The 24,833-nt window shown below is 68.4% G+C and carries 27 protein-coding genes; 15 read left to right on the top strand and 12 right to left on the bottom strand.

Annotated features, from left to right (window positions below):
* Nucleotides 1-11: 11 nt before the first annotated feature.
* A complete protein-coding gene (locus JOF42_RS08450) occupies nucleotides 12-1,703 on the bottom strand; it encodes an ABC transporter substrate-binding protein (protein ID WP_210097459.1) in 1,692 nt (563 codons plus the stop codon).
* A 245-nt stretch (nucleotides 1,704-1,948) separates the two neighbouring features.
* Between JOF42_RS08450 and JOF42_RS08445 the strand changes: the two genes are divergently transcribed.
* From JOF42_RS08445 to JOF42_RS08415, 7 genes are read left to right on the top strand one after another with little or no spacing between them, the layout of a single operon-like run.
* The gene (locus JOF42_RS08445; RefSeq protein WP_210097458.1) at nucleotides 1,949-2,665 is read left to right on the top strand and encodes an NUDIX hydrolase; all 717 of its coding nucleotides are present in this window, start codon (nucleotides 1,949-1,951) and stop codon (nucleotides 2,663-2,665) included.
* A complete protein-coding gene (gene nadA / locus JOF42_RS08440; RefSeq protein WP_210097457.1) occupies nucleotides 2,662-3,999 on the top strand; it encodes a quinolinate synthase NadA in 1,338 nt (445 codons plus the stop codon). The genes JOF42_RS08445 and nadA overlap by 4 nt, the downstream gene beginning before the upstream one ends.
* Nucleotides 3,996-5,498, top strand: coding sequence for an L-aspartate oxidase (nadB, locus tag JOF42_RS08435; protein ID WP_210097456.1), 1,503 nt, complete (start codon nucleotides 3,996-3,998; stop codon nucleotides 5,496-5,498). The genes nadA and nadB overlap by 4 nt, the downstream gene beginning before the upstream one ends.
* Nucleotides 5,498-6,349, top strand: coding sequence for a carboxylating nicotinate-nucleotide diphosphorylase (gene nadC, locus JOF42_RS08430; protein WP_210097455.1), 852 nt, complete (start codon nucleotides 5,498-5,500; stop codon nucleotides 6,347-6,349). Before nadB ends, nadC begins: the two co-directional genes overlap by 1 nt.
* Nucleotides 6,350-6,354: 5 nt before the next feature.
* Nucleotides 6,355-7,494, top strand: a complete 1,140-nt coding sequence (locus JOF42_RS08425) for a cysteine desulfurase family protein (protein ID WP_210097454.1) — start codon at nucleotides 6,355-6,357, stop codon at nucleotides 7,492-7,494.
* A gap of 36 nt (nucleotides 7,495-7,530) precedes the next feature.
* Nucleotides 7,531-8,478, top strand: a complete 948-nt coding sequence (locus JOF42_RS08420; protein WP_210097453.1) for a glycosyltransferase family 2 protein — start codon at nucleotides 7,531-7,533, stop codon at nucleotides 8,476-8,478.
* Between the two features lie 20 nt (nucleotides 8,479-8,498).
* Complete coding sequence (locus JOF42_RS08415) at nucleotides 8,499-9,272, top strand: SDR family NAD(P)-dependent oxidoreductase (RefSeq protein ID WP_210097452.1); 774 nt, start codon at nucleotides 8,499-8,501, stop codon at nucleotides 9,270-9,272.
* Between the two features lie 7 nt (nucleotides 9,273-9,279).
* On the opposite strand, the gene JOF42_RS08410 is transcribed toward JOF42_RS08415, so the two are convergent.
* Nucleotides 9,280-11,325 (bottom strand): ABC transporter ATP-binding protein, encoded by a 2,046-nt coding sequence (locus JOF42_RS08410; protein WP_372443551.1) that lies wholly within the window; start codon nucleotides 11,323-11,325, stop codon nucleotides 9,280-9,282.
* 171 nt (nucleotides 11,326-11,496) lie between these two features.
* Between JOF42_RS08410 and JOF42_RS08405 the strand changes: the two genes are divergently transcribed.
* A complete protein-coding gene (locus tag JOF42_RS08405; protein WP_210097451.1) occupies nucleotides 11,497-12,975 on the top strand; it encodes an MDR family MFS transporter in 1,479 nt (492 codons plus the stop codon).
* A 25-nt stretch (nucleotides 12,976-13,000) separates the two neighbouring features.
* Here the strand turns inward: JOF42_RS08405 and JOF42_RS08400 are convergent, their stop codons facing one another.
* Complete coding sequence (locus JOF42_RS08400; RefSeq protein ID WP_210099270.1) at nucleotides 13,001-13,144, bottom strand: hypothetical protein; 144 nt, start codon at nucleotides 13,142-13,144, stop codon at nucleotides 13,001-13,003.
* Nucleotides 13,145-13,237: 93 nt separating this feature from the next.
* On the opposite strand from JOF42_RS08400, the gene JOF42_RS08395 reads away from it, so the two are divergent.
* The gene (locus JOF42_RS08395; RefSeq protein ID WP_210097450.1) at nucleotides 13,238-13,819 is read left to right on the top strand and encodes a 1-acyl-sn-glycerol-3-phosphate acyltransferase; all 582 of its coding nucleotides are present in this window, start codon (nucleotides 13,238-13,240) and stop codon (nucleotides 13,817-13,819) included.
* A gap of 12 nt (nucleotides 13,820-13,831) precedes the next feature.
* Here JOF42_RS08395 and JOF42_RS08390 read toward each other — a convergent pair whose 3' ends face one another.
* Nucleotides 13,832-13,993 (bottom strand): hypothetical protein, encoded by a 162-nt coding sequence (locus tag JOF42_RS08390; RefSeq protein ID WP_210097449.1) that lies wholly within the window; start codon nucleotides 13,991-13,993, stop codon nucleotides 13,832-13,834.
* A 129-nt stretch (nucleotides 13,994-14,122) separates the two neighbouring features.
* Here JOF42_RS08390 and JOF42_RS08385 point away from each other — a divergent pair, with 129 nt between their 5' ends.
* Nucleotides 14,123-14,653, top strand: a complete 531-nt coding sequence (locus tag JOF42_RS08385) for a DUF6328 family protein (protein WP_210097448.1) — start codon at nucleotides 14,123-14,125, stop codon at nucleotides 14,651-14,653.
* 20 nt (nucleotides 14,654-14,673) lie between these two features.
* Here the strand turns inward: JOF42_RS08385 and JOF42_RS08380 are convergent, their stop codons facing one another.
* Nucleotides 14,674-15,216, bottom strand: coding sequence for a Dps family protein (locus tag JOF42_RS08380; RefSeq protein WP_210097447.1), 543 nt, complete (start codon nucleotides 15,214-15,216; stop codon nucleotides 14,674-14,676).
* A gap of 162 nt (nucleotides 15,217-15,378) precedes the next feature.
* Between JOF42_RS08380 and JOF42_RS08375 the strand changes: the two genes are divergently transcribed.
* From JOF42_RS08375 to JOF42_RS08365, 3 genes are all read left to right on the top strand, one after another.
* The gene (locus JOF42_RS08375) at nucleotides 15,379-15,852 is read left to right on the top strand and encodes a GNAT family N-acetyltransferase (RefSeq protein WP_210099133.1); all 474 of its coding nucleotides are present in this window, start codon (nucleotides 15,379-15,381) and stop codon (nucleotides 15,850-15,852) included.
* Between the two features lie 76 nt (nucleotides 15,853-15,928).
* Nucleotides 15,929-16,228, top strand: a complete 300-nt coding sequence (locus JOF42_RS08370) for a Fe-S cluster assembly protein HesB (RefSeq protein ID WP_210097446.1) — start codon at nucleotides 15,929-15,931, stop codon at nucleotides 16,226-16,228.
* A gap of 132 nt (nucleotides 16,229-16,360) precedes the next feature.
* Complete coding sequence (locus JOF42_RS08365) at nucleotides 16,361-16,705, top strand: LysR family transcriptional regulator (protein WP_210097445.1); 345 nt, start codon at nucleotides 16,361-16,363, stop codon at nucleotides 16,703-16,705.
* Between the two features lie 3 nt (nucleotides 16,706-16,708).
* Here the strand turns inward: JOF42_RS08365 and JOF42_RS08360 are convergent, their stop codons facing one another.
* From JOF42_RS08360 to JOF42_RS08340, 5 genes are read right to left on the bottom strand one after another with little or no spacing between them, the layout of a single operon-like run.
* Nucleotides 16,709-18,373 carry an ABC-F family ATP-binding cassette domain-containing protein gene (locus tag JOF42_RS08360; protein ID WP_210097444.1) on the bottom strand — a complete coding sequence of 555 codons (1,665 nt, stop codon included), beginning with the start codon at nucleotides 18,371-18,373 and terminating at the stop codon, nucleotides 16,709-16,711.
* A 41-nt stretch (nucleotides 18,374-18,414) separates the two neighbouring features.
* A complete protein-coding gene (locus tag JOF42_RS08355; RefSeq protein WP_210097443.1) occupies nucleotides 18,415-18,951 on the bottom strand; it encodes an isochorismatase family protein in 537 nt (178 codons plus the stop codon).
* A 5-nt stretch (nucleotides 18,952-18,956) separates the two neighbouring features.
* The gene (locus JOF42_RS08350; protein WP_210097442.1) at nucleotides 18,957-19,517 is read right to left on the bottom strand and encodes an alpha/beta fold hydrolase; all 561 of its coding nucleotides are present in this window, start codon (nucleotides 19,515-19,517) and stop codon (nucleotides 18,957-18,959) included.
* Between the two features lie 58 nt (nucleotides 19,518-19,575).
* The gene (locus JOF42_RS08345) at nucleotides 19,576-19,722 is read right to left on the bottom strand and encodes a hypothetical protein (protein ID WP_210097441.1); all 147 of its coding nucleotides are present in this window, start codon (nucleotides 19,720-19,722) and stop codon (nucleotides 19,576-19,578) included.
* 39 nt (nucleotides 19,723-19,761) lie between these two features.
* A complete protein-coding gene (locus JOF42_RS08340; protein ID WP_210097440.1) occupies nucleotides 19,762-21,528 on the bottom strand; it encodes a GNAT family N-acetyltransferase in 1,767 nt (588 codons plus the stop codon).
* 84 nt (nucleotides 21,529-21,612) lie between these two features.
* On the opposite strand from JOF42_RS08340, the gene JOF42_RS08335 reads away from it, so the two are divergent.
* Both JOF42_RS08335 and JOF42_RS08330 read left to right on the top strand, forming a co-directional pair.
* Complete coding sequence (locus tag JOF42_RS08335; RefSeq protein WP_210097439.1) at nucleotides 21,613-22,392, top strand: alpha/beta fold hydrolase; 780 nt, start codon at nucleotides 21,613-21,615, stop codon at nucleotides 22,390-22,392.
* Between the two features lie 156 nt (nucleotides 22,393-22,548).
* Nucleotides 22,549-22,839, top strand: coding sequence for a hypothetical protein (locus JOF42_RS08330; RefSeq protein WP_307803567.1), 291 nt, complete (start codon nucleotides 22,549-22,551; stop codon nucleotides 22,837-22,839).
* Between the two features lie 64 nt (nucleotides 22,840-22,903).
* Here JOF42_RS08330 and ychF read toward each other — a convergent pair whose 3' ends face one another.
* Together ychF and JOF42_RS08320 are read right to left on the bottom strand one after the other, a co-directional pair.
* Entirely contained in the window at nucleotides 22,904-23,977 is a 1,074-nt protein-coding gene (gene ychF, locus JOF42_RS08325; RefSeq protein WP_210097438.1) for a redox-regulated ATPase YchF, read from the bottom strand.
* A gap of 51 nt (nucleotides 23,978-24,028) precedes the next feature.
* On the bottom strand, nucleotides 24,029-24,778 hold the full coding sequence (locus JOF42_RS08320) for a class I SAM-dependent methyltransferase (RefSeq protein ID WP_210097437.1): 750 nt from the start codon (nucleotides 24,776-24,778) through the stop codon (nucleotides 24,029-24,031).
* Nucleotides 24,779-24,833 lie beyond the last annotated feature (55 nt).

Genomic DNA, 24,833 nt, shown 5'->3' with positions numbered 1-24,833 from the left:
GACCCCATTCCTTACTTGACCGGCTGCAGCTGCGTCAGGATGTAGCCTGCCGCGATCGCACCCCAGGACGGCGGGAAGGCGTAGAGGTCGTCCTCCGTCGGCCAGCCCGTGAAGTCCTTCGTGTTGTAGAAGGTCTGCGTCGCGTTGATGACGAGCGGGATGTAGGGCAGATCACGGACGATCTCGGTCTGGATCGTGCCGTACAGCTCCTTCTTCTCGGCCTCGTCGTTCGTGCTGATCGCGGCCTGGACCGCCTCGTCGACGACGGGGTTGCTGTAGCGGCTGAAGTTCCAGCGTCCGGCCGGGACCTCCGAGCCCACGGCTGCGGTGGAGCCGACGGTCGTGCCGCCGAACCAGTCGCGGTAGATCTGGAACGGGTCGGCCACGGACGTGCCGACGACACCGCCGACGATCAGCTGGAAGTCGCCACCCTGACGGGCGTCCGAGAACTCCTGCCACTGCACGGTCGACGCGGTGACCTTGATGCCGGCCGCCTCGGCCTGCTCGGCGATCAGCTTCGCGGCATCGTTGTAGTCGGTCCATCCGTCGACGGAGATCAGGCTGAGCTCGAGCGGCTTTCCGTCCTTGGAGTAGAAGTCGCCGTCCTTCGTGTAGCCGGCCGCTTCGAGGATCTCGCCCGCCTCTGCGGCGTTCGCCTCCTGCGGGCTGACCTCGTTGGCGGAGTCGGCGACCCACTTCTCGTCGCGCGGGAGCAGCGCGAACGTCGGCGAGATGTCGCCGGTGAGCCCGACGAACGCCTTGTCCTTGATCGCTGCGCGATCGATGGCGACGTTGAGCGCCTGACGCACCGCGACGTCGGTCTGCGGACCGGTGCAGCCGAGCTCGGCGTTCGAGCACGTGTACAGGACCGTCGGGTCCTGCGGGGTGTTGATCCAGTCGATCGCGCCGTTGCCCGTGACATCGTCGGGGTTCGGGATGAACATGCCCGTCCAGTCGAGCTTGCCTGCCGCGAGCAGATCCTGGGCGGTCTGGTTGTTGTCGACCGCGATGTACTGGACCTTCTTGACACCGAGGTCGTCGGCGCCGCGGAAGTTCTCATTCGCGACGAGTGTGTACGACTCGCTCGTGGTCTTGTCGACGACGTACGGGCCGGAACCGACAGGTTCCTCGTTCGCGAAGTTCGCGAAGTCGGTGACGTCGGCCCAGATGTGCTCGGGGAGGATGTAGGTCGAGCCGAGACGCTGGAACTCCGTCGTGTACTGGGCGGTCGTGTAGGTCAGGACGACGGTGGTGTCGTCGGTCGCCTCGGCCGAGACGAGGCCGTTGCCCTCGGGGTTGTTGGCCTCGTAGGTGAACGAGAACGCGACGTCGGCGGCGGTGAGGGGCTCGCCGTCACTCCACTTGAGGTCGGGCTTGATGGTGACGGTGATCACCGTGCCGTCCTCGTTGTACTCGTACGAGTCGCCGATCAGGCCGACGGGCTCGGAGTCGGCCGTCTTGTTGAAGAAGAACAGCGGCTCGTAGATGGGTCCGAGCGCGCCATGGAGCACGGTCGGTGCGAACGGGTTGTAGTTCGCGGTGATCGGGGTCTGGCTGCCGGCCCATACCCGAAGAGCCCGGTCGCCATCGCCACCGCTCCCCTCGTTGCCGCCGCCTGCGCCACAGGCGGTCAAACCCAGGGCGAGGACGGATGCCCCCGCCACAGCGGTGAGCGCGATCTTGCGCCTTCCGTTACGGATCATTCTGTATTTCCTCTCGGTGCTGCACTGCAGGAGGGATCTCCGGGATGGAGCCGAGCCCCAGAGCGGAACTCGCGACAGATCCCCGTGAAGGGATTTGTTAGGACAGTAACCTAACAAATAGCCATCCAGGCGACAAGAGTCCGGAACGCTGGTATATAACGTTTCGGCCTCAGCAGCCGATCCGTCATACAGGTGCACTAAGAGTCGAGATGACACTAAGATCGATCTCGGAGGTTAAGGTACCAATGACTCAAACCAGGGGCATCGATGTCGCCGTGTCGACGGTGATCCTCACGCTCCGTCGCACCGACGACGGCGCGGCGGTGCTCGCGCTGCCGCTGGTCCTGCGCACGCGCGAGCCGTTCGCCGACCAGTGGGCGCTTCCCGGAGGCTGGCTGACGCCTGCCGAATCGCCGGTCGATGCCGCCGCACGCACGCTCGCCGAGACGACCGGACTCACACCCAGCTACCTCGAGCAGCTCTACGCCTTCGGCGCCGTCGACCGCTCCCCCACGCGTGTGGTGTCGATCGTCTACTGGGCACTGCTGCGGCAGGACGAGGTCGACGCCCAGAGCGCCGCGCATCGGGCATCAGGGCTTGCTCCCGAGAACGTGCGCTGGTTCGATCTCGGCGACCTGCCCCCACTCGCGTTCGATCACCGCAAGATCATCGACTACGCGCTCTGGCGCCTGCGCAGCAAGGTCGGCTACAGCCGCGTCGCACACGGCTTCCTGCCGGCGGAGTTCACCCTGGCCGATCTTCGAGAGGCCTACGAGGCGATTCTCGGCAAGCACCTCGACCCGGCCAACTTCCGCCGGCAGGTCGAATCCGCCGGCAACCTCCTCCCCACCGACCAGTTCCGCACGGGCAGCCACCGCCCCGCCCGCCTGTACCGCTACAACACCGATGTCGAACTGGCCGATCACGGCCCTCTCGGCCCCGAGGAAACGAGCACCCGATGAGCATCACCTTCGTTCCGACCCCGGCAGTCCAGCCCGTCGACGCCTCCGTCGACCACGCGATCCAGTCGATCGTGTCGGGGGCCTCGACAGACGCGACCTGCACGACCGATCTCGCCGCGGGCCCCTGGGACTTCGACGCGCGCCCCGGATACGGGCCGGGATCGTCGATGGGAGATGTCATCCCGACCGGAGCGCCGCGTCAGGGCGAGCTTCCGGCGGAGTATCGCGAGGCGAGCGAGGACGAGCTCGACGAGCGCATCCGCGTGGCCAAGGCGACGCTCGGCGACCGGGCCGTCGTGCTCGGACACTTCTACCAGCGCGAGGAGGTCGTGCGTCACGCCGACTACGTGGGCGACTCGTTCCAGCTCGCGACAGCGGCGAAGGAGCGACCGGATGCCGAGGCCATCGTCTTCTGCGGCGTGCACTTCATGGCCGAGACCGCCGACCTGCTCTCCGGCCCCGACCAGGCCGTGATCCTGCCGAACCTCGCAGCCGGATGCTCGATGGCCGACATGGCGGACATCGATCAGGTCGAGGAGTGCTGGGAACAGCTCGCCGATGTCCTCGGCGATCTCGACGCTCAGGATGCCGACGGCCGTGTGCCCGTCGTCCCCGTGACGTACATGAACTCGTCGGCCGCGATCAAAGGCTTCGTCGGACGGCACGGCGGAATCGTGTGCACGTCGTCGAATGCGCAGACCGTGCTCGAGTGGGCGTTCGAACGAGGGCAGCGAGTGCTGTTCTTCCCCGACCAGCACCTGGGCCGCAACACCGCGAAGGCGATGGGCGTGCCCCTCGAGCAGATGCCGATGTGGAACCCGCGCAAGGCGCTCGGCGGCTCGACGGCATCCGCTCTCGTCGACTCCCGCGTGATCCTCTGGCACGGCTTCTGCTCGGTGCACCGGCGCTTCTCCGTGGCGCAGATCGACGAGGCTCGCGCCGAGCATCCCGACGTGCGTGTGATCGTGCATCCGGAGTGCCCGATGGAAGTGGTGGACGCCGCGGACGAAGCGGGTTCCACCGACTACATCCGCCGCGCGATCGCCGCCGCGACAGAGCCCACGACCTTCGCGATCGGCACGGAGATCAACCTCGTGCGCCGACTGGCCGCGCAGTTCCCCCAGCACGAGATCTTCTGCCTGGACCCGGTGGTCTGCCCGTGCTCGACGATGTACCGCATCCATCCCGGATACCTCGCGTGGGTGCTCGAAGAGCTCGTGGCCGGCCGCACCCCCAATCGGATCACGGTGACGGCGGACGTGGCCGACCCGGCGCGGGTCGCCCTCGAGCGGATGCTGGCGGCGAAGCCGCCGGTGGTGGCGAGCGCACGATGAACGTCATCGTCGTCGGTTCGGGCATCGCCGGTCTCACCGCCGCGCTGCACGCACAGGAGGCGGGGCACGCGGTCACGGTCGTGACCAAGGGTGCGCTCGGTGACGGGTGCACCGGGTACGCCCAGGGCGGCGTGGCCGGGATGTACGGCCCGGAGGACTCGGCCTCGCGGCACGCATCCGACACGATCAGCGCGGGGGCGGGGCTGTCGGATCCCGCTGCCGTGGCCGTGCTCGTGCAGGATGCGGCCGCGAGGATCGCGGAACTGATCGCTCGCGGCGTCGCCTTCGACCGCTCCCCCGAGGGCGAACTGCTGCTCGGGCGCGAGGCCGCCCACAGCCATGCCCGCATCGTGCACGCGGGCGGCGACGCCACCGGAGCGGCGATCGCCCGTGCGCTGGCCGCGGCCACTCGTCACGCGGCCATCACCGTCGTCGAGCACGCGTTCCTCGCAGACCTCATCGTCACGCAGGGCGAGGCACGCGGCATCCGCGTGCTCGTCGACGGAGCTGTCTCAGACCTCGCAGCAGATGCGGTGATCCTCGCGACGGGCGGGGCCGGTCACCTCTACGCGCACACGACGAATCCTGCCGGCACCACCGGCGACGGCATCGCCGCCGCTCTCCGCGCCGGGGCGGCGGTCGCGGATCTGGAGTTCATGCAGTTCCACCCGACGATCCTCGCCGAAGGCCCGGCATTCCTGGTGTCCGAGGCCGTGCGCGGTGAAGGTGCGACACTCATCGACGTCGACGGTCGGCGCTTCGTGTTCGACACCCACCCCGACGGCGAACTGGCTCCCCGCGACGTCGTGTCGCGCGCGATCGCGCGCCAGGCCGCCGCGCAGGGGTCTCCCGTGCGTCTCGACGCCACGATGCTGGGCGCACGCATGCTGGCGCACCGCTTCCCGACGATCGACCGGGTCACCCGCGAGCGCGGTTTCGACTGGAGTGAGGAGCCGATTCCGGTGACCCCTGCCGCGCACTATCTGATGGGCGGTGTCGTCACCGACCTCGACGGCCGCACGTCGATCCCCGGCCTCTTCGCCGTCGGAGAGGCCGCCCGCACCGGTGTGCACGGCGCCAACCGTCTCGCCTCGAACTCGCTGCTCGAGGGTGCGGTCTTCGGGGCTCGCGCGGCTGCCGCCGTGAGCACGCCCTGGACGACCTCCGCGGCGTCCCCCTCGGCGGAGACCCCGAGCATCGGGCGCGGCGCCTCGCCGCTCCCGCGCGTGGACGGCACGCCGTTCAGCCGCGCCGCGCTGCAGCGGCTGATGTGGGACGACGTCGGGCTCCTCCGCACAGAGGAGGGCCTCGAGCGAGCACTCGACTCCCTCACCCTCTGGCTCTCCGCCGCAGCGGCCCCCGTCACCGTCGCCGAACGCGAGGACGCCAACCTGCTCCTCCTCGCCGTGTCCACGGCCTCCGCCGCACTCGCCCGCACCGAATCGGTCGGTGCCCACTACCGCGACCCCGTCGCCTCGCCGCTCTTGGAGACCGTCTGATGCTCACGCCCGCACTCATCACCCGTGTCGTGGGCGCAGCCCTGGAGGAGGATGCTCCGTGGGGTGACCTCACCAGCACCACGCTGCTCCCCGCCGACGCGACCGCCACCGCCGATCTGGTCGCCAGGGAAGAGGGGATCTTCAGCGGAGGAGACGTGTTCTCGGCCGCCTTCACCCTCACAGATCCATCGATCACGATCGACGTGCACGTCGGCGACGGCGATCGCTTCACTCCCGGTGACGTGCTCGCCTCGGTCTCGGGGTCGGCCCGCGGCATCCTCACCGCCGAGCGCATCGCGCTGAATTTCACGCAGCGGATGAGCGGCATCGCCACGCTGACCGACGCTTATGTGCGAGCGATCGAGGGCACCTCGGCGCGCATCGCGGACACCCGCAAGACCACCCCCGGCCTCCGCGCGTTCGAGCGGCATGCGGTGACCTCGGGCCGCGGCCACAACCATCGGTACTCGCTGTCGGATGCCGTGATGGCCAAGGATAACCATCTCGCGGTGCTCCAGCGCTCGGGTGTCGACCTGGCCACCGCTCTGCGAGAGGCCTTCTCACGGCTGCCCCACACGACCCATGTGGTCGTCGAGGTCGACCGGCTCGATCAGATCCCCGCCGTGCTCGACGGCGGAGCGCACACCGTGCTGCTCGACAACTTCTCCGTGGACGATCTTCGTGCCGGCGTGACGCTGATCGGCGACCGTGCCCAGGTCGAGGCGTCGGGCGGGGTGAACCTCGACACCGTCGGCGAGATCGCGAGGACCGGTGTGGACGTGATCTCGGTCGGGGCTCTGACCCACTCGGCGCGAGCGCTCGATCTCGGCCTGGACGTGCGGATCGATTGACTCCGATGCTCTACCTCGATCACGCGGCGTCTGCCCCGGTCCGGCCGGAGGTGCTCGATGCGATGCGTCCCTACCTCACGGGAGTGTTCGGCAACCCCTCGAGTCATCACACCTATGGCGAGGCTGCGGCGAGCGCGCTCGACGATGCGCGGTCGCGGGTCGCGCGAGCGCTCGGCATGCGCAGCGGCGACGTCGTGTTCACCGGCGGCGGCACCGAGGCCAACAACCTCGCGGTCAAGGGGATCGTGCTCGCCGCTCTCGCCGACGGCCGGCGTCATCTGGTGGTCTCGCCGATCGAGCACGAGTCGATCCTGGAGTCCGCCGACTATCTGCGACGCTTCCATGATGTCGAGGTCACGGCCGCACCCGTCGATCCACAGGGCCGGATCTCCGCGGTCTCGCTTCATGAGGCGATCCGCGACGACACCGCGCTCGTCGCCCTCGGGCACGCCAACAATGAGATCGGAACGATCCAGGACATGGCGGCGCTCACGGAGGTGAGCCGGTCCGCACGGGTTCCGTTGCACGTCGACGCCGTGCAGTCCGCCGGGTGGCTGCCGCTCGCGGAGCTCGGGGCGGACGCGATCGCGATCGCCGGGCACAAGCTCGGAGCCCCCAAGGGGATCGGCGCTCTCGCCGTGCGCGGACGGCTCGCGCTCGAGCCGCTCCTGCACGGGGGCGGGCAGGAGCGCGGCCGCCGCTCGGGGACCGAGAACGTCGCGGGGGCCGTCGGACTCGCCGTGGCATTGGATCTCGCCGAGGCGGAGCGCGAGGCGCTGAGCAGTCGCATCGGCGCGACGACGCAGCGGTTCATCGCCGCTGTCCTCTCCCTCGTGCCGCAGTCGGCGCTCACGGGTGATCCGATCAGGCGGCTTCCCGCCACGGCGAGCTTCACGTTCACCGGTGTGAGCGGTGAAGCCGTGCTGCTCGAACTGGAGCGCCGAGGCGTCGTCTCCTCGAGTGGATCGGCATGCGCAGCGGGAAGCGACGAACCCTCCCACGTGCTCCTCGCCAGCGGCGTGGAGCCGTCCGTCGCGCAGACGTCGGTGCGCTTCACGTTCGGCCGCGACCCGCTCCCCGAGGACCTGCCCGACCGGCTCGGAAACCTCGTGGCGGAGTCGGTGCGCGCCGTCGCAGGCCACTGAGGAAGACACCCTGTTCAGCGGCCGTAGACTCGGCTGGTGACCGCCACCGCCCCGATCGTGACTCTGATCGTCCCCGGCCGCGACATCGCCGCCTTCGCTCCGGCCGCACTCGATTCGCTGCGCGCGCAGACCGAACCCCGATGGCACGCGATCCTGATCGACGACGGATCGACCGATGACACCGCCCGGATCTTCGCCGAGGCCGCAGCATCCGATCCGCGGTTCCGCTTCGTGCGACATGAGGCGTCTCGGGGGCTCGGCGCCGCGCGGAACGCGGGCATCGAGCTCGTCGACACCCCGATGGTCGGGTTTCTCGACGGCGATGACGAGCTGACCTCCACTGCTCTCGAGCGACTCATCGGAACCCTCGCAGAGACCGGGAGCGACTTCGTCGCCGGTGCCTACGTGCGGTCGCGCTTCGACGGCGAGCGCTATGTCCCCGGGCGCGTGCAGCCCTGGGTCGCGGCCGCGACCTCGCCGGTGCGACTCGGCACCACGATCGTCGAGCACCCCCGAGCGAGCGCCAACATCGTCGCCTGGTCGAAGGTCAGCCGCACAGAGCTGTGGAGCGATCTGAGGTTCCCCGAAGGGGTCGCGTACGAGGATCAGGTCGTGGCCCAGCTGATGTACACGCGGGCACGGGCATTCGATGTGATCCCCGACACGGTCGTCCGCTGGCGGCTCCGCGCCGACGGGACCTCGATCACGCAGGGTCGGGCGCAGCTGCCGGTGCTCCGTGATTACCTCACGGCGCTGCGCGGCGGCATCCGCGTGCTCCATGACGCCGGTGCGCACGCCGCCGTGACCGCGCGTCTCGAACTGATCCTGGCGATGGACCTGCCCCCGCTTCTCGACATCGCTGCGACCCACCCCGACCCGGCCTACGCGGCGGAGGTCGAGGCGTTCGTCGCCGAGATCCAGGCGCTGCCGGAGTACTCCGGGGCCACCCCCGATCCCCGTCTCACCGCCGCCCTGGCCTGGTGAGTGTACGTCCAAGGAGACCCATGAACGACTACCTCGCCGACCTGTTCTCGCTCGAGGGCCGCACCGCGGTCGTGACCGGAGGCAGTTCGGGAATCGGTCGTGGGATCGCGACGGCTCTCGCCAAGGCGGGAGCCGCGACGGTGATCGTCGCCCGCGGTTCCGAGCGCATCGACGAGACGGTCCGCGAACTCACGGACGCCGGATGCCGCGCGGCGGGCGTCGTGGGCGACCTCAGCACCCGCGACGGGATCCACGCCGTGGCCGATGCGGCCGCCGCGCCCTTCGGAGAGCCTGACATCCTCGTGAACTCCGCGGGCATCAACATCCGTCCCCCGTTCGCAGAGATCACGGAGGACGATTGGGACGCGACGATGACCGTCAATGCGCTCGCCCCGTTCCTGCTGGGTCAGCGCTTCGCCTCCGGAATGGCGGAGCGGGGTTTCGGGCGCCTCATCCACATCAGCTCGCAGCAGGCGCATCGCGCCTTCGTGGGGAGCGGCGTCTACGGAGCATCGAAGGGGGCCGTGGAGTCGTTGATGCGGTCGGAGGCCGAGGCCTGGGGTGGCACGGGCGTCACGAGCAACTCGCTCGTCCCCGGGTTCGTGCTGACCCCGCTGAACGCGCGACTGCAGGAGGACCCGGCGCAGATCGCCGCCCTCGCCGCCCGCACGATGATCGGGCGGAACGGGCTGCCGGCGGACTTCGCCGCCGCGGCCGTGTTCCTCGCCGGCCGGGGGTCGGGCTACGTCACCGGGCAGTCCCTCTTCATCGACGGTGGACTGTCGGTGCACTGAGCGCGTCTCACCCTTCGGCGGGATAGACCCTCTCGTCCGCGCGCGAGGCATCGAGCAGCGGCACCGGCGCCGTGAGGGCTGCGACCGCATCCGCTCCCGCCGAGTCCTCGGGTGCACGGTCGGCCCTGCGATCCGTGAGCGCGGCGCGCACTCCGCCCGAGACGGTCTCTTCGATCGCCGTCTCGGTGTCGAGCACGCGCGAGGCCGCGACCTGCTGCGCGGCCAGTTCCGCATACAGCCCTCCGTGTGCGAGGAGTTCTGAGTGGGTGCCCGACTCGACGATCTGACCGGCCTCGACGACGTGGATCACGTCTGCACCGATGATCGTCGACAGCCGATGCGCGATCGTGAGCGTCGTTCGTCCCTTCGCCGCCTCGTCGAGGGCCTCCTGCACGACGCGCTCCGAGACGGTGTCGAGCGCCGAGGTGGCTTCGTCGAGCAGCAGCACGGGAGGGTCTTTCAACAGCACGCGGGCGATCGCGATGCGCTGCTTCTCCCCGCCCGAGAGCCGGTACCCGCGCTCTCCCACGACGGTGTCGTAGCCGTCTTCGAAACCGTCGATGATGTGATGGATGTTGGCGGCCCGGCAGGCGGCGATGACCTCGGCCTCGGTCGCCTCCGGCTTCGCATAGAGCAGGTTCTCGCGGATCGTCGCGTGGAACAGGTACGTCTCCTGCGAGACGATGCCCACCTGATCGATGATCGACTCCTGGGTGAGCGTGCGGACATCGGCCCCCGCGAAGAGCACCGCCCCGCCGTGCGCCTCGTACAGGCGCGGTGCGAGGTAGAGCACCGTCGTCTTGCCCGCGCCCGAGGGGCCGACGAACGCGACGTGCTGCCCCGGCTCTGCGACGAACGACACCCCCTGCAGAGTAGGCCGCGCGTCAGGCGCTGCATCGGGATAGCGGAACACGACATCGGCGAACTCGATGCGCCCCCGCGGACCCGGCGCCTCGGAGACGGAGATCGCGTCGGGAGCATCCTGGATCTCGGGGACCAGATCCAGGTACTCGAAGATGCGCGCGAACAGTGCCGACGACGTCTGCAGGTCCAGCGACACCCGCATGAGGCCCATCAACGGCTGGAGCAGTCGCGCCTGCACGGTGGTGAACGCCACGACCGTACCGGCCGTGATCGCGCCCGTGCCGCCGGCGATCAGGTAGCCGGAGACGAGGTAGATCACGGCCGGGACGCTCGCCATGAGCACCTGGACGACAGCGAAGAAGCCCTGACCGCTCATGGCTCGTCGCACCTGGAGCTTCACCTGATTGCGGTTCTCGGCCTGGTACCGCTGGGATTCGGTGCGCTGACGGTTGAACGCCTTCGACAGCAGCATCCCCGACACGCTCAGCGTCTCCTGCGTGATCGAGGTGAGCTCGGACAGCGATTCCTGCGTCTCGCCGGCGATGCGCGCACGCACCTGCCCGACTCGTCGCTGCACGATGATCAGGAACGGCATCAGCACGACCGCGATCAGAGTCAGACGCCAGTCGATCAGGATCATCGCGACGAGCGAGGCGATCACCGTGACGACGTTGCCCAGGATGCTGGTGACCGTGTTCGTCAGCACGCCGGAGACGCCACCGACGTCATTCTGCAGGCGCGACTGGATCACTCCGGTCTTGGTGCGCGTGAAGAATCCGAGTTCCATCGCCTGAAGATGCTCGAAGAGCCGCACTCGCAGATCACCCGTGACGCTGTTGCCCACCGTCGAGGTGAGCCAGGTCTGGGCGACGCCGAGTACGGCCGAGAGGAGGAACAGTCCGACCATCCCCGAGACGAGCCAGATGAGCAGCTGCAGCTGCGGGCCGCCACCGGCGACGGGGAACAGCGCGTCGTCGAAGATGCGCTGGACGATCAGTGGCGGGATCACCGCGATGCCCGCGCCGATGACGACGAGCACGCCCGTCCAGAAGATACGCCACCGGTACGGGCGGAAGAGGGTGACGACTCTGGCTCCCAGTCCGCTGATACTCGGGGCGTCGGCGTTGAGGCGACGCTGCGTGTCTTCGTCCACGCGACGGAACCCGCCGTGCATTCCACCCATGCTCATGTCGCCAGCGTAGTCAGCGTGGCGGACGCCGGGCCGCCCGCGGCATCCGGACGGTCCGCTGAGAGCGGATTCACCCCGATTCGGAATGAAATGTCCGAACCTGTGGTTACGCTGAGTGGTCCCCGCGCACTCGCGCGATCTCTCCCCCCTCTTCAGTGCCTAGGAGGCCGTATGTCTGCCGTCGACACCGGGTCGATCACCACGCCCCCTGCCGCACCCGGAGGCGAGATCGCACGCAGTGACATGCGCGTGATCTGGCTCCTGCTCGTCGCCGCGTTCGTCGCCATCCTCAACGAAACGACGATGGGCATCGCGATCCCCCACCTGAACGTGGATCTCGGCATCCCGCCCGAGCTCGGCCAGTGGCTCACGAGCGCGTTCATGCTGACGATGGCCGTCGTCATCCCGACCACAGGATTCATCCTGCAGCGCTTCACGACGCGCCAGGTCTTCATCGCCGCGATGATCTCGTTCTCGCTGGGAACCCTGGTCGCCCTCGTCGCGCCCGGGTTCGCCGTTCTGCTCGTGGGTCGCGTCATCCAGGCGGCCGGCACCGGAATCATGATGCCCCTGCTGATGACCACCATCATGAACGTCGTCCCGCCGCAGTCGCGTGGTCGCATGATGGGTCGAGTCGGCCTGGTCATCTCGCTCGCTCCCGCGATCGGCCCGACGCTCGCCGGCGCCGTACTCGAGACGCTGCACTGGCGCGCGCTGTTCGCGATCATCCTGCCGATCGCCCTGGTCTCGCTCCTCATCGGAGCCAAGTGGATGACGAACCTCGGCGAGACCCGCAAGGTCCCCCTCGACGTGCTCTCGATCCCGCTCGCTGCGCTCGGCTTCGGCGGCATCGTGTTCGGTCTGAGCCAGTTCGGCGGCGAGGGCGGCTCGGGCGAGACGACCGGAATCGTCGCACTCGTCGTGGGTGCCGTCGCGCTCGCCCTCTTCGTGTGGCGCCAGCTCGTGCTGCAGCGGGTCGATGACGCGCTTCTCGACCTGCGGGTCTTCCGTTCGGCGAACTTCACGTTCTCGGTCATCATCATGACGATCCTCGCGCTGTCGATGTTCGGCACGCTGACCCTGCTTCCCCAGTACCTGCAGAACGTCGCCGGGCTCAACGCCCTCGAGTCCGGCCTCATCCTGCTGCCGGGCTCCGTGCTCATGGGTCTGCTGGGTCCGATCATGGGTCGCGTCTATGACGCACGCGGCACCCGCCCGCTGCTGATCCCCGGAACGATCCTCGTCTCAGCGGCGCTGTTCTATTACTCGACCGTGGGCGAGCACACCGTGTGGTGGGTGCTCATCATCGTGCAGGCCGCGATGTCGGTCGGTCTCGCCATGTCATTCACGCCGCTGTTCTCCGCCTCGCTCGGGTCGCTGCAGCGCTCGCTCTACTCGCACGGTTCCGCGGTGCTCAACACGCTCCAGCAGGTCGGTGGAGCGGCCGGTGTCGCCGTGCTCACCGTGACGTACTCGGCCATCCTGCACGCAGGTGAAGCGGAGGGGCTGGAGACGGCCGCCGCAGGAGCCCCCGGCGCGCGCATGGCGTTCCTGATCGCCGCGATCATCTCTCTTGCGGCTGTCGCGCTCAGTGCGTTCGTCACGAAGCCTGCCGACGACATCGCCGGTGGAGCACACGGCGGACACTGATCGCCGCCGCGGCGGCGTCTGATCGCTACTGCGTCTTGGGCGCAGGGAAGTGGCAGACGCCGCCGCTGCAGTAACCGGCGGAGTCGTTCTCGAGCAGGTTCAGAGCGTCCGGTAGCGGCCGGAGCGCGGGGGTCGCGTCCTGCTCGGCGGAGTCCTGTGTCGTGGCCATCATTAGATGCTACGCCTGCTGCGACCCAGTGGCGCGGAAATCGACACGCCGATCGACAGCAGACGGACAGCAGCGCTCCCCTACGGTTGACGAGTGCTCACACGACTCCTCGCCCGCCTGTATTGGACGTTCAGCCGCTGGACCCTCACCGCTGAGTCGCGGCCGACTCGCCCCACGATCCTGATCGGCGCGCCCCACACGTCCAACTGGGACTTCGTACTGATGCTCGCCATCGCGTGGCGCCTGCGCATCGAGGTCCACTGGCTCGGCAAGAGCAGCCTGTTCCGCGGCTGGCGCGGCCCGATAATGCGCCGCCTCGGCGGCATCCCTGTCGACCGGGCAGACCCTGTCCGCGTCGTCAACGACGTCGTCGCCCAGGTCGAATCCGGAGGCGTGTTCGGCCTTGTGATCACCCCCGACGGTACCCGCGGCGGCAACGAGTACTGGAAGTCCGGCTTCTACAGGATCGCCCGCGAGACCGGGATGCCGGTCACCCTCGGCTTCGTCGACCGCACGACGATGACGACCGGACTCGGGCCGACGCTCGACCTCACCGGCGATGTCGCCGCCGACATGGATCGGATCCGGGCGTTCTACGCCGACAAGGCGGGCCTCCGCCCCGAACGCCGCACCGAGCCGCGCCTGCGGGAAGAGAACCCGACGAGCGACAGCTGAGCGCGGCCCCGATCAGTCGGAGTCCGCCGCATCGACCTCCGCGCGTGCCTCCGAGCGCGCAAAGGCGAGGTCGTCGTCGGACAGCGTCTCGGTCATCCCGACGACTGCTCCCGTGATGGACCGGATCTCCTCGCGCGCCCTTGCGGTCAGATGCGGTGCGGCATCGCCGAGCACGTCGACTCGGGCTTCGAGCGAGAGCTCCGGCCATCACTCACGGATCGAGGGAAGCGTCATCCGAATCTCCTCGTCGATCGTCGCGCAAGAGTCTGGACAGCATCCGGCCTCCCCCGCGAGACTGGCCCCATGGAACCCGAGGTCAGGCCGCCTGCCGCCGAACGCGATGATCTGGTCGACGGACGAGACGAGACGCGCAACGAGCGCGCAGACCGCAACTGGGAAGAACTTCTCCAGGAACTGCGGGTGATGCAGACCGGTACGCAGATCCTCACCGGCTTCCTGCTCGCCGTGGCGTTCACCCCGCGGTTCGAGGACATGGATGAGTTCCAGCGAGACGTGTACGTGGTGCTGGTGGCCCTCGCGGCAGTGGCCACGATTCTGGCCCTCGCCCCCGTGGCTCTGCACAGGGCGCTGTTCGGTCGTCGCCGCAAACCAGAACTCGTGCGGGTCGCTGCGCGGATCGTCGTCATCGACCTTGTCGCGATCTCGGCTCTCACGATCGGTGTCACGACACTCATCGTCGATTTCACGGTGAATCGCACCGCGGGTCTCATCGCTCTCGTCGCCTCAGTGGTCTTCGTCGGCGTGCTCTGGCTCGTCCTCCCCCGCCTCGTTCGGCGCGAGGCCGCGCGAGGCGGGTCGGTCGATCGGATCTGAACCGAAAGGCCGAGGAATCCTCAGCGCCCTGCCGGGGTCCGGTTCTCGGCGCTGACCATCCACGCGAACTGCTCGAGACTCTCGATGACCGCGTGCAGGATGTCCGCCGACGTCGGATCCTCTTCGTCGACGGCGTCATGGACTTCGCGGATCGTGCCGACGACGGCATCCAGTCGCGCGGTGATCAGGTCGATCGTGTCGGTGGTCGACACCTCGCCCGCCGGGAACGCGGGAAGCGACGTCGTCTCGGCGATCGTGTCGGTACGGCCATCGGGAACGGCATGCAGCGCACGCATGCGCTCGGCGACCGTGTCGCTGAAGGTCCGGGCCGCGTCGATGATCTCGTCGAGCTGTCGGTGGGTGTCGCGGAAGTTGCGTCCGACGACGTTCCAGTGCGCCTGCTTGCCCTGGAGCGACAGCTCGATCAGGTCCACGAGCACGACCTGCAGGTTGGCGGCCAGGGTCGGGGAGGCGGTGAACCCCTTCTCGGCGTTCTGCCGCCTGGTGGTCTTCGCGCCACGCTTGGACGTGCTCGCGGTCTTCGACTTCGTGTTCTCAGCCATGGGGTCCTCCTGGTGTCGGATCTGCGACGCTAGCCCTCGATCCTCCGGGATTCGAGGGGGTTGACACTCCTGTGACACAGGCCCGATGGTGGCGCAGTGATCGAACCAGAGACATCCTCAGACCAGACCGGTGACACCGGGCCAGACGTGGCGATCGCGTCGATGACCGAAGCGGATGCCGGCGAGGTGCTCACGCTGCAGCGTGCGGCCTTCGTCTCGGAGGCGCAGATCTACGGCAGTGCCGACATGCCGCCGCTGACGCAGACGCTTGCCGAGGTCGAGGCGGAGCTGCGAGCGGGAAGCGGGCTGACCGCACGCATGAACGGCCGCCTGGTGGGAGCCATCCGTTTCGTGGAGGACGACGACGTGCTGCTCATCGGGCGCATCGCGATCGCCCCAGACATGCAGGGCGAGGGCATCGGTCGCACCCTTCTCGACGAAGCTGAGCGGTCATCGAGGGCCACGGAGGCGGAGCTCTTCACGGGCAGCCTGAGCGAGGCGAACATCCGTCTCTACGAGGCGTGCGGCTACCGAGAGACGGTGCGCGTGCCCGACGGCGACGGCACGGAGCAGGTGTTCCTGAGAAAACCTCTGCATCAGGTGGGAGACCCCTCCGAACCGGGCGCGTCGGGTTGAAACGCGTCGCGGGGTGGGGAATCGTGGCCCGGACACGCCGCACCCGCGTCGTGACCGCAACCGGAAGGAGAGTCTCGTGCTCACCCTCACCGATAACGCCTCCGCAATCGTGAACACCCTCGTCAGCCGTCAGACAGACGCCACCGACGCCGGGCTCCGTATTCACTCCACGCCCGCACCAGGGCCCGACGGCGGTGCGCGCCTCGCCGTCCTCGTCACTCCCGATCCCGAGCCCGAGGACCAGGTGGTCGAGGTCTCGGGCACCCGTCTCTTCCTCGATGAGACCGCAGCCGCCGCGCTCGATGACAAGATCCTCGATGCCGGCGTGGATGACGAAGGCTCGGTGTCGTTCGCTGTGCTCCCGAAGGTCGCCTGACGAAAGAACTTCCCGGATGCCGCGGCTCGTCGAGCCGCGGCATCCGTGCGTCTGAGTCGGGTGCGCATCCGGCTCGCGTAGGTTAGAACCAGAGCCGCGATCGTCGTGGCCCGAGAAGGACCGTTCACGCGCATGAAGTTGGCACTGCTCCGTCGCTACGTCGTCCTCGCCGAGACGCTGCACTTCCCGCGAGCCGCGAAAGAGCTGGGCATCCCCCTGGCCTCGCTCTACACCTCGCTCGACAAGCTCGAAGAAGAGGTGGGCCACACGCTCGTCAACCGCGAGGGCACGCCTCGCCTGACGAACGTCGGCGAGCTGTTCCTCGTCGAGGCTCAGGCCACGGTGGCTGCCGCTCCCCCGCCTGCGCCGAAGACCGTGGCTCCGGCCGGCGGCAAGGCCAAGGCGTCCAAGGGCAAGGGACGCGCGCCCATCGTCAAGGGGCAGCCCAAGCCGTACAAGAAGCGCCAGGGGCGCTGACCCTCAGCGCTCTTCGACCTGCCCGTCCTCGACGCTCCAGCGACGGGTCGTCTGCACCGCCTCGAGCATCCGACGGTCGTGCGTGACGAGCAGAAGCGTGCCTGTATAGGACTCCAGCGCCTGCTCGAGCTGTTCGATCGCCGGAAGGTCGAGGTGGTTGGTCGGCTCGTCGAGCACGAGCAGATTGATGCCGCGCGCCTGCAGAAGAGCGAGCGCCGCCCGGGTGCGCTCGCCGGGCGAGAGCTCATCGACCGGACGCGTCACGTGGTCGGCCCGGAGACCGAACTTCGCCAGCAGCGTGCGGACCTCAGCCGATGACATCTCGGGAACCAGCGCCTCGAAGGCGTCGGCGAGCGCAGCATCGCCGACGAGCAGCGATCGCGCCTGGTCGATCTCGCCGATCTGCACACTGCTGCCGAGGGCCGCAGCCCCCTCGACAGGGGCCTGCCGCCCGAGGAGCGCTCGAAGCAGCGTGGACTTGCCCGCACCGTTGGGACCGGTGATCCCGATGCGGTCGCCCGCGTCGACCTGCAGCGACAGCGGACCGAGCGTGAAATCGCCCTGCCGGAACACCGCGGAGTTCAGCGTCGACACGACGGTGCTCGAGCGAGGCGCGGAGCCGATCGTGAACTCGAGCTGCCACTCCTTGCGAGGCTCCTCCACCTTGTCGAGGCGTGCGATCCGACTCTCCATCTGACGCACCTTCTGCGCCTGCTTCTCGCTGGACTCCATCGACGCCTTGCGCTTGATCTTGTCGTTGTCCGGCGACTTCTTCATCGCGTTCCGCACACCCTGACTCGACCACTCGCGCTGGGTGCGGGCGCGAGCCACGAGATCGGCCTTCTTGTCGGCGAACTCGTCGTACTTCTCGCGCAGGTGCCGGCGCACGACGGCGCGCTCCTCGATGTACGCGTCATATCCGCCGCCGTAGACACGGTGGGAGTTCTGCGCGAGATCCAGCTCGAGAACGCGAGTGACGCTTCGCGCCAGGAACTCTCGGTCGTGACTGACGAGCACCACGCCGCCGCGGAGTCCGCGCACGAAGGCCTCCAGCCGATCGAGGCCGTCGAGGTCGAGGTCGTTGGTCGGCTCGTCGAGGAAGACGATGTCGAAGCGCGAGAGCAGCAGAGCGGCCAATCCGACGCGGGCGGCCTGCCCGCCGGAGAGCCCCGTCATGAGTGCGTCTTCAGCGACACGTCCTCCGCTCGGAAGCCCCAGATCCGCCAGCACCGCAGGGATGCGCTCGTCGAGGTCGGCGGCACCGCTGGCGAGCCACCGGTCGAGTGCCTGCGAGTACGTGTCGGCCGGATCCGTTCCCTCCGGTGCGAGGGACGGGTCGCCCAGCGCGGCAGCAGCGGCATCCATCTCTCGTGTCGCCGCAGCGCAGCCGGTCCGACGCGCGATGTACTCGGCGACGGTCTCACCCTCGACGCGCTCGTGCTCCTGCGGCAGCCATCCGACGAAGGCATCGGTCGGGGCGAGCGAGACGGAGCCGTCTGCGGGCGCGAGGACACCCGCGAGGATCCGGAGAAGCGTGGATTTGCCCGCTCCGTTCGCGCCGACGACGCCGATGACGTCTCCGGGAGCGACGGTGAGGTCGAGGCCCTCGAAGAGGATGCGGTGACCGTAGCCACCTGCGAGATTCTGGGCGACGAGGGTTGCGGTCATCAGACCAGTCTGTCAGGCGAGCGACATGCAGTTGCCTGCCCTCAGAGCGCGACTTGATCGTGCGTGGCGAGCGCGAACCGCTGACCCGGGTACCGCAGACCCGAGAAGTACATGTTCGTATGCGCGACGATCTGCTCACCCGAGATCGGGACGCCGTCCCATTCGGTGTCGACAGTGGTGTGCGCGTCGCTCACGAGCGTGACGTCGTATCCCTCAGCAGCCGCGCGCTGCATCGTCGTACGCACGCAGAAGTCCGACTGCGCCCCCGTGATCACCAGGTGCGTCGCGCCGAGCTCGTCGAGCGTCGTTCGCAGGGTCGTGTCTGCGAAGGAGTCGCGATAGTCCTTGCGGACGAGCCGCTCCCCTTCCGCACGCAGCAAGGGCGCCGCGAGCTCCCACTCGGGCGTGCCCACTCCGACGGGGTCGTGATGGATCCAGACCACGGGGACGTCGGCGGCACGAGCGCGATCGACCAGCGCAGCGGCGCGCCCGAGCACGCCCTTCTCGTCGAAGCATCCGGGCATCACCCCGGCCTGCAGATCGATCGCGAGGACGACGGTGCGCTCCGGCGACACCATCCGGATCAGTCCCAGTCCAGGTATTCCTCGATGATCACACCGGTCTCGATCGGGTGGTGCATCGGGAACAGGTGATCGCCGGCGATCGTCTTGATGCTCGAGCGGTCGGGGATCGTCGACTGCAGCGCCTCGGCGTTCGCCGCCGGGGTGTCGGTGTCTTCAGTCCCCTGGACGATCAGCACCGGGATCGCGGGCGCCACAGGCATGTCGACGTCCTCGACGCCGAGCAGCAGAAGCCCGTTCGCGCGGTCAGTGTGTGCGGCGACCAGAGCGCGAGCGATCGTGCCTCCGAATCCGTGTCCTCCGACCCACGTGTCTTCGATGCCCACGTGGTCGATCACGGCGACGACGTCTGCGACACGCTCGTCCAAGGTCGCCTCCCCGCCGCGGTGGCCGATGCGCAGCACGTGGAAGCCCGCCTCCTCGGCGAGGTAGTGCGCGGCGACGCCGAGCACGTCGGCCGCCAGCCCCTGCTCCTGGACCAGCACGAGCTTGACAGGTCCGTCGCCCTCATCCACGAAGGGGATGGCGCGGCCCTCTGGCTCGAAGATCTGGGTGTCGGTCATGGGCGCGCGGCTCCTCGTTCGGCGTGCAGGGGTCGTGTTCCAGCGTAGTCGAGGGCGTCTAGCCGCTGTGGTCACCGAGGTCGGGCTTAGCCCGCAGAGCGTCGGCGATCTCCTCCTCCGGTCGCGGCGCGATGGTCTCGTCGACTTCGAGTTCGGGGACTGACGGCTCGTCCGGGGCGGGTATGCGCTCTTTGTGGTCAGACATGGCGAGTCCTTCGGTCGGCGGCACCCACAGCGTACGCCGTTAGATCTGGCGCTTCAGTCCGACGTGGGCGGTCTGATATCCGAGGCGGGTGTAGAAGGTGCGAGTCCGGTCCCGTGCTTCATCGGTCGTGACCTGCGACAGTCTCGCGCCCCGTGCACGACCGAACTCGTGCGCCCACTCGAGCATCGCCGCCCCCAAGCCCTGCGACCGTTTCCCTGGCGCGACTCGCAGTCCCTCGATCTGAAGTCGGGTCGAGCCACCGCGCGAGAGACCCGGGATGACGGTCAGTTGCATGGTGGCGACGATGTCGTCGGCACTGTCTCGGACGACCCCGAGGTAGTTGGAAGTGTCGCGAGCGACGGCGCTGAAGCCCGCCTCATATCGCTCGAGCTCGGCGCTTTCACGGTCCGAGCCGAACGGGTCATCCGACAGCAGCGCTGCGATGGCCCCGATGTCATCGCGGCCCGCCCGCTCGAGACGGAAGGTCCGGCCCGCCACCTGCAGCCGTCCACGGACGGACGACCGCGCGTCCGCCTGCAATCGGGCGACGAGCAGGTCGAGCCATCCGCCGACGTTGACGCGCGCCTCAGCCGTGTCTGGGTAACGGCATCTGAGGTGCAGACCCGACTCGTCCAGGATGAACCACAGCATGACGCCGTCGGTGTCGGTCGCGGCGCTGACGTACTGGGCATCCAGGCCGACGGAGTCGATCCGTACGGGCAGCCTGCGCAGGTCCAGCCACGAGATCGCGAACATCCCGGGAGCCACGGGCATGCCGCCCCACGGAGCCAGGACGTCTGCGAGCGGCCAGGCGCCGAGTTGCACAGCTTCCTTGACCGCCGCCGCCGCGTCGTGCGGTTCGGCGAGCTCCGATTCGAGGACGGAATTGGTGATGAACCAGCCCACCGAGTCATGCCAGTTCTCCTCGAAGCGGCTGTGCACCGGAAACACCGCTCGTAGCGCGGTACCCGCCAGCTCGCGGGTCACCGCGGTCATCGCGACCACGGCGCGTGCGAGGGTCGAGACGCCGTCGTCACGCGCTTGAGCAGCGAACGCCGCGGCGTCGTCGACGTCGAACACGTCGCGCACCTCGACCCGCTCTGGCTGTGGCTCGGGCGCACCCAGCGACAGCGGGAACCGCGGCATCACGCCACCGCTGTCGGCGATGATCGCTTCCCATCGCTGACGCACGCTGTCCGGAGCGGCATCCCGATCCAGCAGCGCCTGCGTGTGCTCGACGAATGCCGGAGCCGGCGTCGGCATCGGTTTCGCGCCCGACTTCCCTGCATCGAGCGCGGACAGCAGGTCACGCGCGATCACCAGCATCGACCACATGTCGACGTGCGCGTGATCCGCCGCGATCACGACCGTGAGCCCCGCGGCGGTCTCCAACACGCACAGCCGGTGCGAAGGACTCCGGTAGGGCGAACACGCGGCATCGAGGATGTCCCGCAGCGCGTCATTGACAGCCTGACCAGGGCCCACCTCATGCTCGACCCAGCTTCCGGGGCCGATCTCGATCTCGTGGAGCACCGGGACGCCATCAGCACCGGGCGCGAATGCCGTTCTCAGCGTGCCGTGACGGGCGATGACAGCCAACCAGGCGTCGGCGATCGACTCACGACGAATCTCGGCGGGCAGCCGGAACGACAGTGCCATCCAGGAGCCGGGTCGGTCGCCCGCCCCGACATGGAGTCGCTGATCGAACGAGACGGGAAGGCGCCGCCCCAGCGCAGACGCGCTCACGTCGTACCCCCAGAGCCGTCCGAACGGGAGGCGGAGGTGCGTGACGTTGGTCAGTCGCATGGGCAGTACCTTATCGGCCCCAGATAACCTGAAAACTCCACGACTGCCCGACCCGACGCGGTCAGTCACCGATCGAGGAGCCTGATGCCCACTTTCGAGGTGCCCGGAGCCGAGCTCGCCGTCGCGTTGAGCGATGAAGGCGGACACCCGGTCGTCCAGCTTCACGGCCTCACATCGAGCCGCGCCCGTGACCGGGTGCTCAGTCTCGACCTCGGTCGAGGACTCAGCGGAACTCGACTGCTGCGGTACGACGCACGTGGCCACGGCCGGTCGACCGGTCGGAAGGTCCCCGAGGACTATCGCTGGGAGAACCTCGCCGACGATCTCCTGCGAGTGCTCGACCGCTGGTTCCCTGGCGAACGTGTGCATGGGGTGGGCCCGTCCATGGGAGCCGCGACTCTCCTGCACGCGGCATCGGTCGAGCCTGATCGCTTCACGGGCCTCACGCTCATGGTGCCGCCCACGGCATGGGAGACCAGAACTGATCAGGCCACGATCTACCGAGCCGCGGCCGCGCTCATCGAATCCGACGGTGTGGAGGCATTCCTCGCGGGCACGCGCGGATCCACACCGCCCCCTGCCACCGTCGCCGCGCCGGATTCCTGGCCCGACATCGCCGATGCTCTTCTGCCGTCGATCCTTCGCGGCGCAGGACTCAGCGACCTGCCCTCCGCCAAGGACATCTCACGAATCGGAGTGCCGACGACGATCTTGGCGTGGGTGGATGACCCGGGCCACCCGCTGTCCACCGCGGAACGACTCGCCACGCTGCTCCCGGACGCGACGCTGACGGTCGCCCGTACGCCTCAAGACGTCGAAGCGTGGCCCGAGGTCTTGCGCCGCGACGTCGGACGTCGCGGCTAGGCCCGCTGTTCGCACCGAGTTCGCTCGCGCATCCACGGCATCGCGATCATCGCCGGTCGATGTCACGATCTCGGTGGTGTGCTCGCTCCGGCAGCGCAGTGATATCTTCATGCGGTGAGGCCAGAGTTCGGGGATACCGCAAACGCGACCTTCGCCGTGAGCATCGTCGTGGACATGCCGATCACCAAGCTCCATGCGCTGGACGTCATCGCTTTCGTGGCGGACAGTGCCATCGCAGACGCACGCACCGCGTCTCCTCGGGTACCGCTTTCGCCCGACGCCTGGGCAGAGGTGCAGATACCACGCTTCGCCGATCCGCCGCCGATCGCGGTCGACGTCTGCTCAGACGCAAGCGTCGATGTCGCGCGCGCTGCCGCCGACCGCCTTGCGGAGGCATTGGTGCAGGTCGGCTGGACCGTGCGTACTCGACGCAGCGACGAGATCTGATTCGCGACCCGCGGCGTCACACGAGACGCACCCGATCGCCTAAGCACTCGGGCCAGACCCCCGCTCAGTTGTTGAAGCGGAACTCCACCACGTCGCCGTCCTGCATGACGTAGTCCTTGCCCTCGAGGCGCGCCTTGCCCTTCGAGCGGGCTTCGACGACAGAGCCGGTCTCGACGAGGTCGTCGAACGAGACGATCTCGGCCTTGATGAAGCCCTTCTCGAAGTCGGTGTGGATGACTCCAGCGGCCTGCGGCGCCTTCGAGCCCTTGGGGATCGTCCAGGCGCGTGCTTCCTTGGGACCAGCGGTGAGGTACGTCTGCAGACCGAGGGTGTCGAATCCGATGCGGGCGAGCTGGTCGAGGCCCGACTCGTCCTGCCCGGTCGACGCGAGCAGCTCTGCGGCATCCTCAGGGTCGAGATCGATGAGCTCGGACTCGATCTTCGCGTCGAGGAAGATCGCCTTCGCCGGGGCCACGAGTGCCGCGAGCTCCGCCTTGCGAGCATCGTCCGTGAGAACGGCCTCGTCGACGTTGAACACGAAGATGACGGGCTTCGACGTCAGGAGTCCCAGCTCGCGGATCGGGGTCAGATCGATGCCGGCGACCGACAGCAGGACGCCGCGTTCGAGAGCATCCTTCGCGGCGACAGCCGTCTCGAGCACGACCGGCTCGATCTTCTTGCCGCGAACTTCCTTCTCGTACCGGGTGATCGCCCTGTCCACCGTCTCGAGGTCGGCGAGCATCAGCTCCGCGTTGATGGTCTCCATGTCGGATGCCGGGTTGACGGCACCGTCGACGTGCACGACGTCGTCGTCGGCGAAGCCGCGGACGACCTGCGCGATGGCATCGGCTTCGCGGATGTTCGCGAGGAACTTGTTGCCGAGGCCCTCGCCCTCGCTCGCGCCGCGCACGATGCCGGCGATGTCGACGAACGACACGGCCGCGGGGAGGATGCGCTCACTGCCGAAGATCTCGGCGAGCTTGTCGAGACGCGGATCGGGCAGGTTCACCACCCCGACGTTCGGCTCGATCGTCGCGAACGGATAGTTCGCCGCGAGCACGTCGTTCTTGGTCAGAGCGTTGAAGAGGGTGGACTTGCCGACATTGGGCAGGCCGACGATTCCGATAGTGAGAGCCACGGGGGTCGAGTCTACCTGTCGCAGATGGTTCGCCCCTGCGGATGCCCGGGATCAGCCGCGCACCGCCCGGAACGCGTGCGTGACGTAGGGAAGGTCGATGGTCGATTCCCCGTCGAGCCCGAGCTCATCGAACAGGGCGTCCATCTGGCGCGTGATCTCGGCGCGCTCGTCCGCGGGAGCGGTGATGAGGTAGCTGCGAGAGAGGGCCATCTGGTGCAGCTGAGTCCGCGTCATCGGACGGTTCCACTCCCAGCGTTGGGTCTCGACCTCGCCGAACGGCGCGGCGATCCGAGGGCCCTCGGATTCGGGGCCGTTCACCATGTTCTCGGCCGGGCTGCTGTGCATGACGTCGGTCAAGCGACGCACCCACTCGGTGCTCTCGTCGCGGATGTTCCAGATGAGACCCAGCACTCCCCCGCTGCGGACGACGCGACCCAGCTCCGCGGATGCCGCGATCGGCTCCACCCAGTGCCATGCCTGACCGAGGACGGCCGCGTCGATGCTCGCGTCCGGGAGGGGCATCTGCTCGGCCGTCCCCTGGAATGTGGGCACTCCGGGAACGCTCTGGCGCAGTGCCGCGAGCATCGCCGGATCGGGATCGACGGCGACGACCTCGGCGCCGGGCGCGTGTGAGAGTACGCGGGTGAGCTTGCCGGTCCCCGCGCCGACGTCGACGATGCGGCGCGAGTCGGTCGGCATCCGCTCGAGCATCCATGCGACCGCGTCGAACGGGTACTCGGGCCTTCCTGCCTCGTAGTTCGCGGCTTCCGCGCCGAAGGATGTCGCCCTGTCTGCACTCATATCGCCAGCCTACGGCGAGTCCTCCTCGGGGGTCCTCCTCACCGGGAGAAGGTGG

The organism is Microbacterium phyllosphaerae, assembly GCF_017876435.1.
GTDB classification, from domain to species: domain Bacteria; phylum Actinomycetota; class Actinomycetes; order Actinomycetales; family Microbacteriaceae; genus Microbacterium; species Microbacterium phyllosphaerae.
This window is presented reverse-complemented; position numbering and strand designations above follow the sequence as displayed.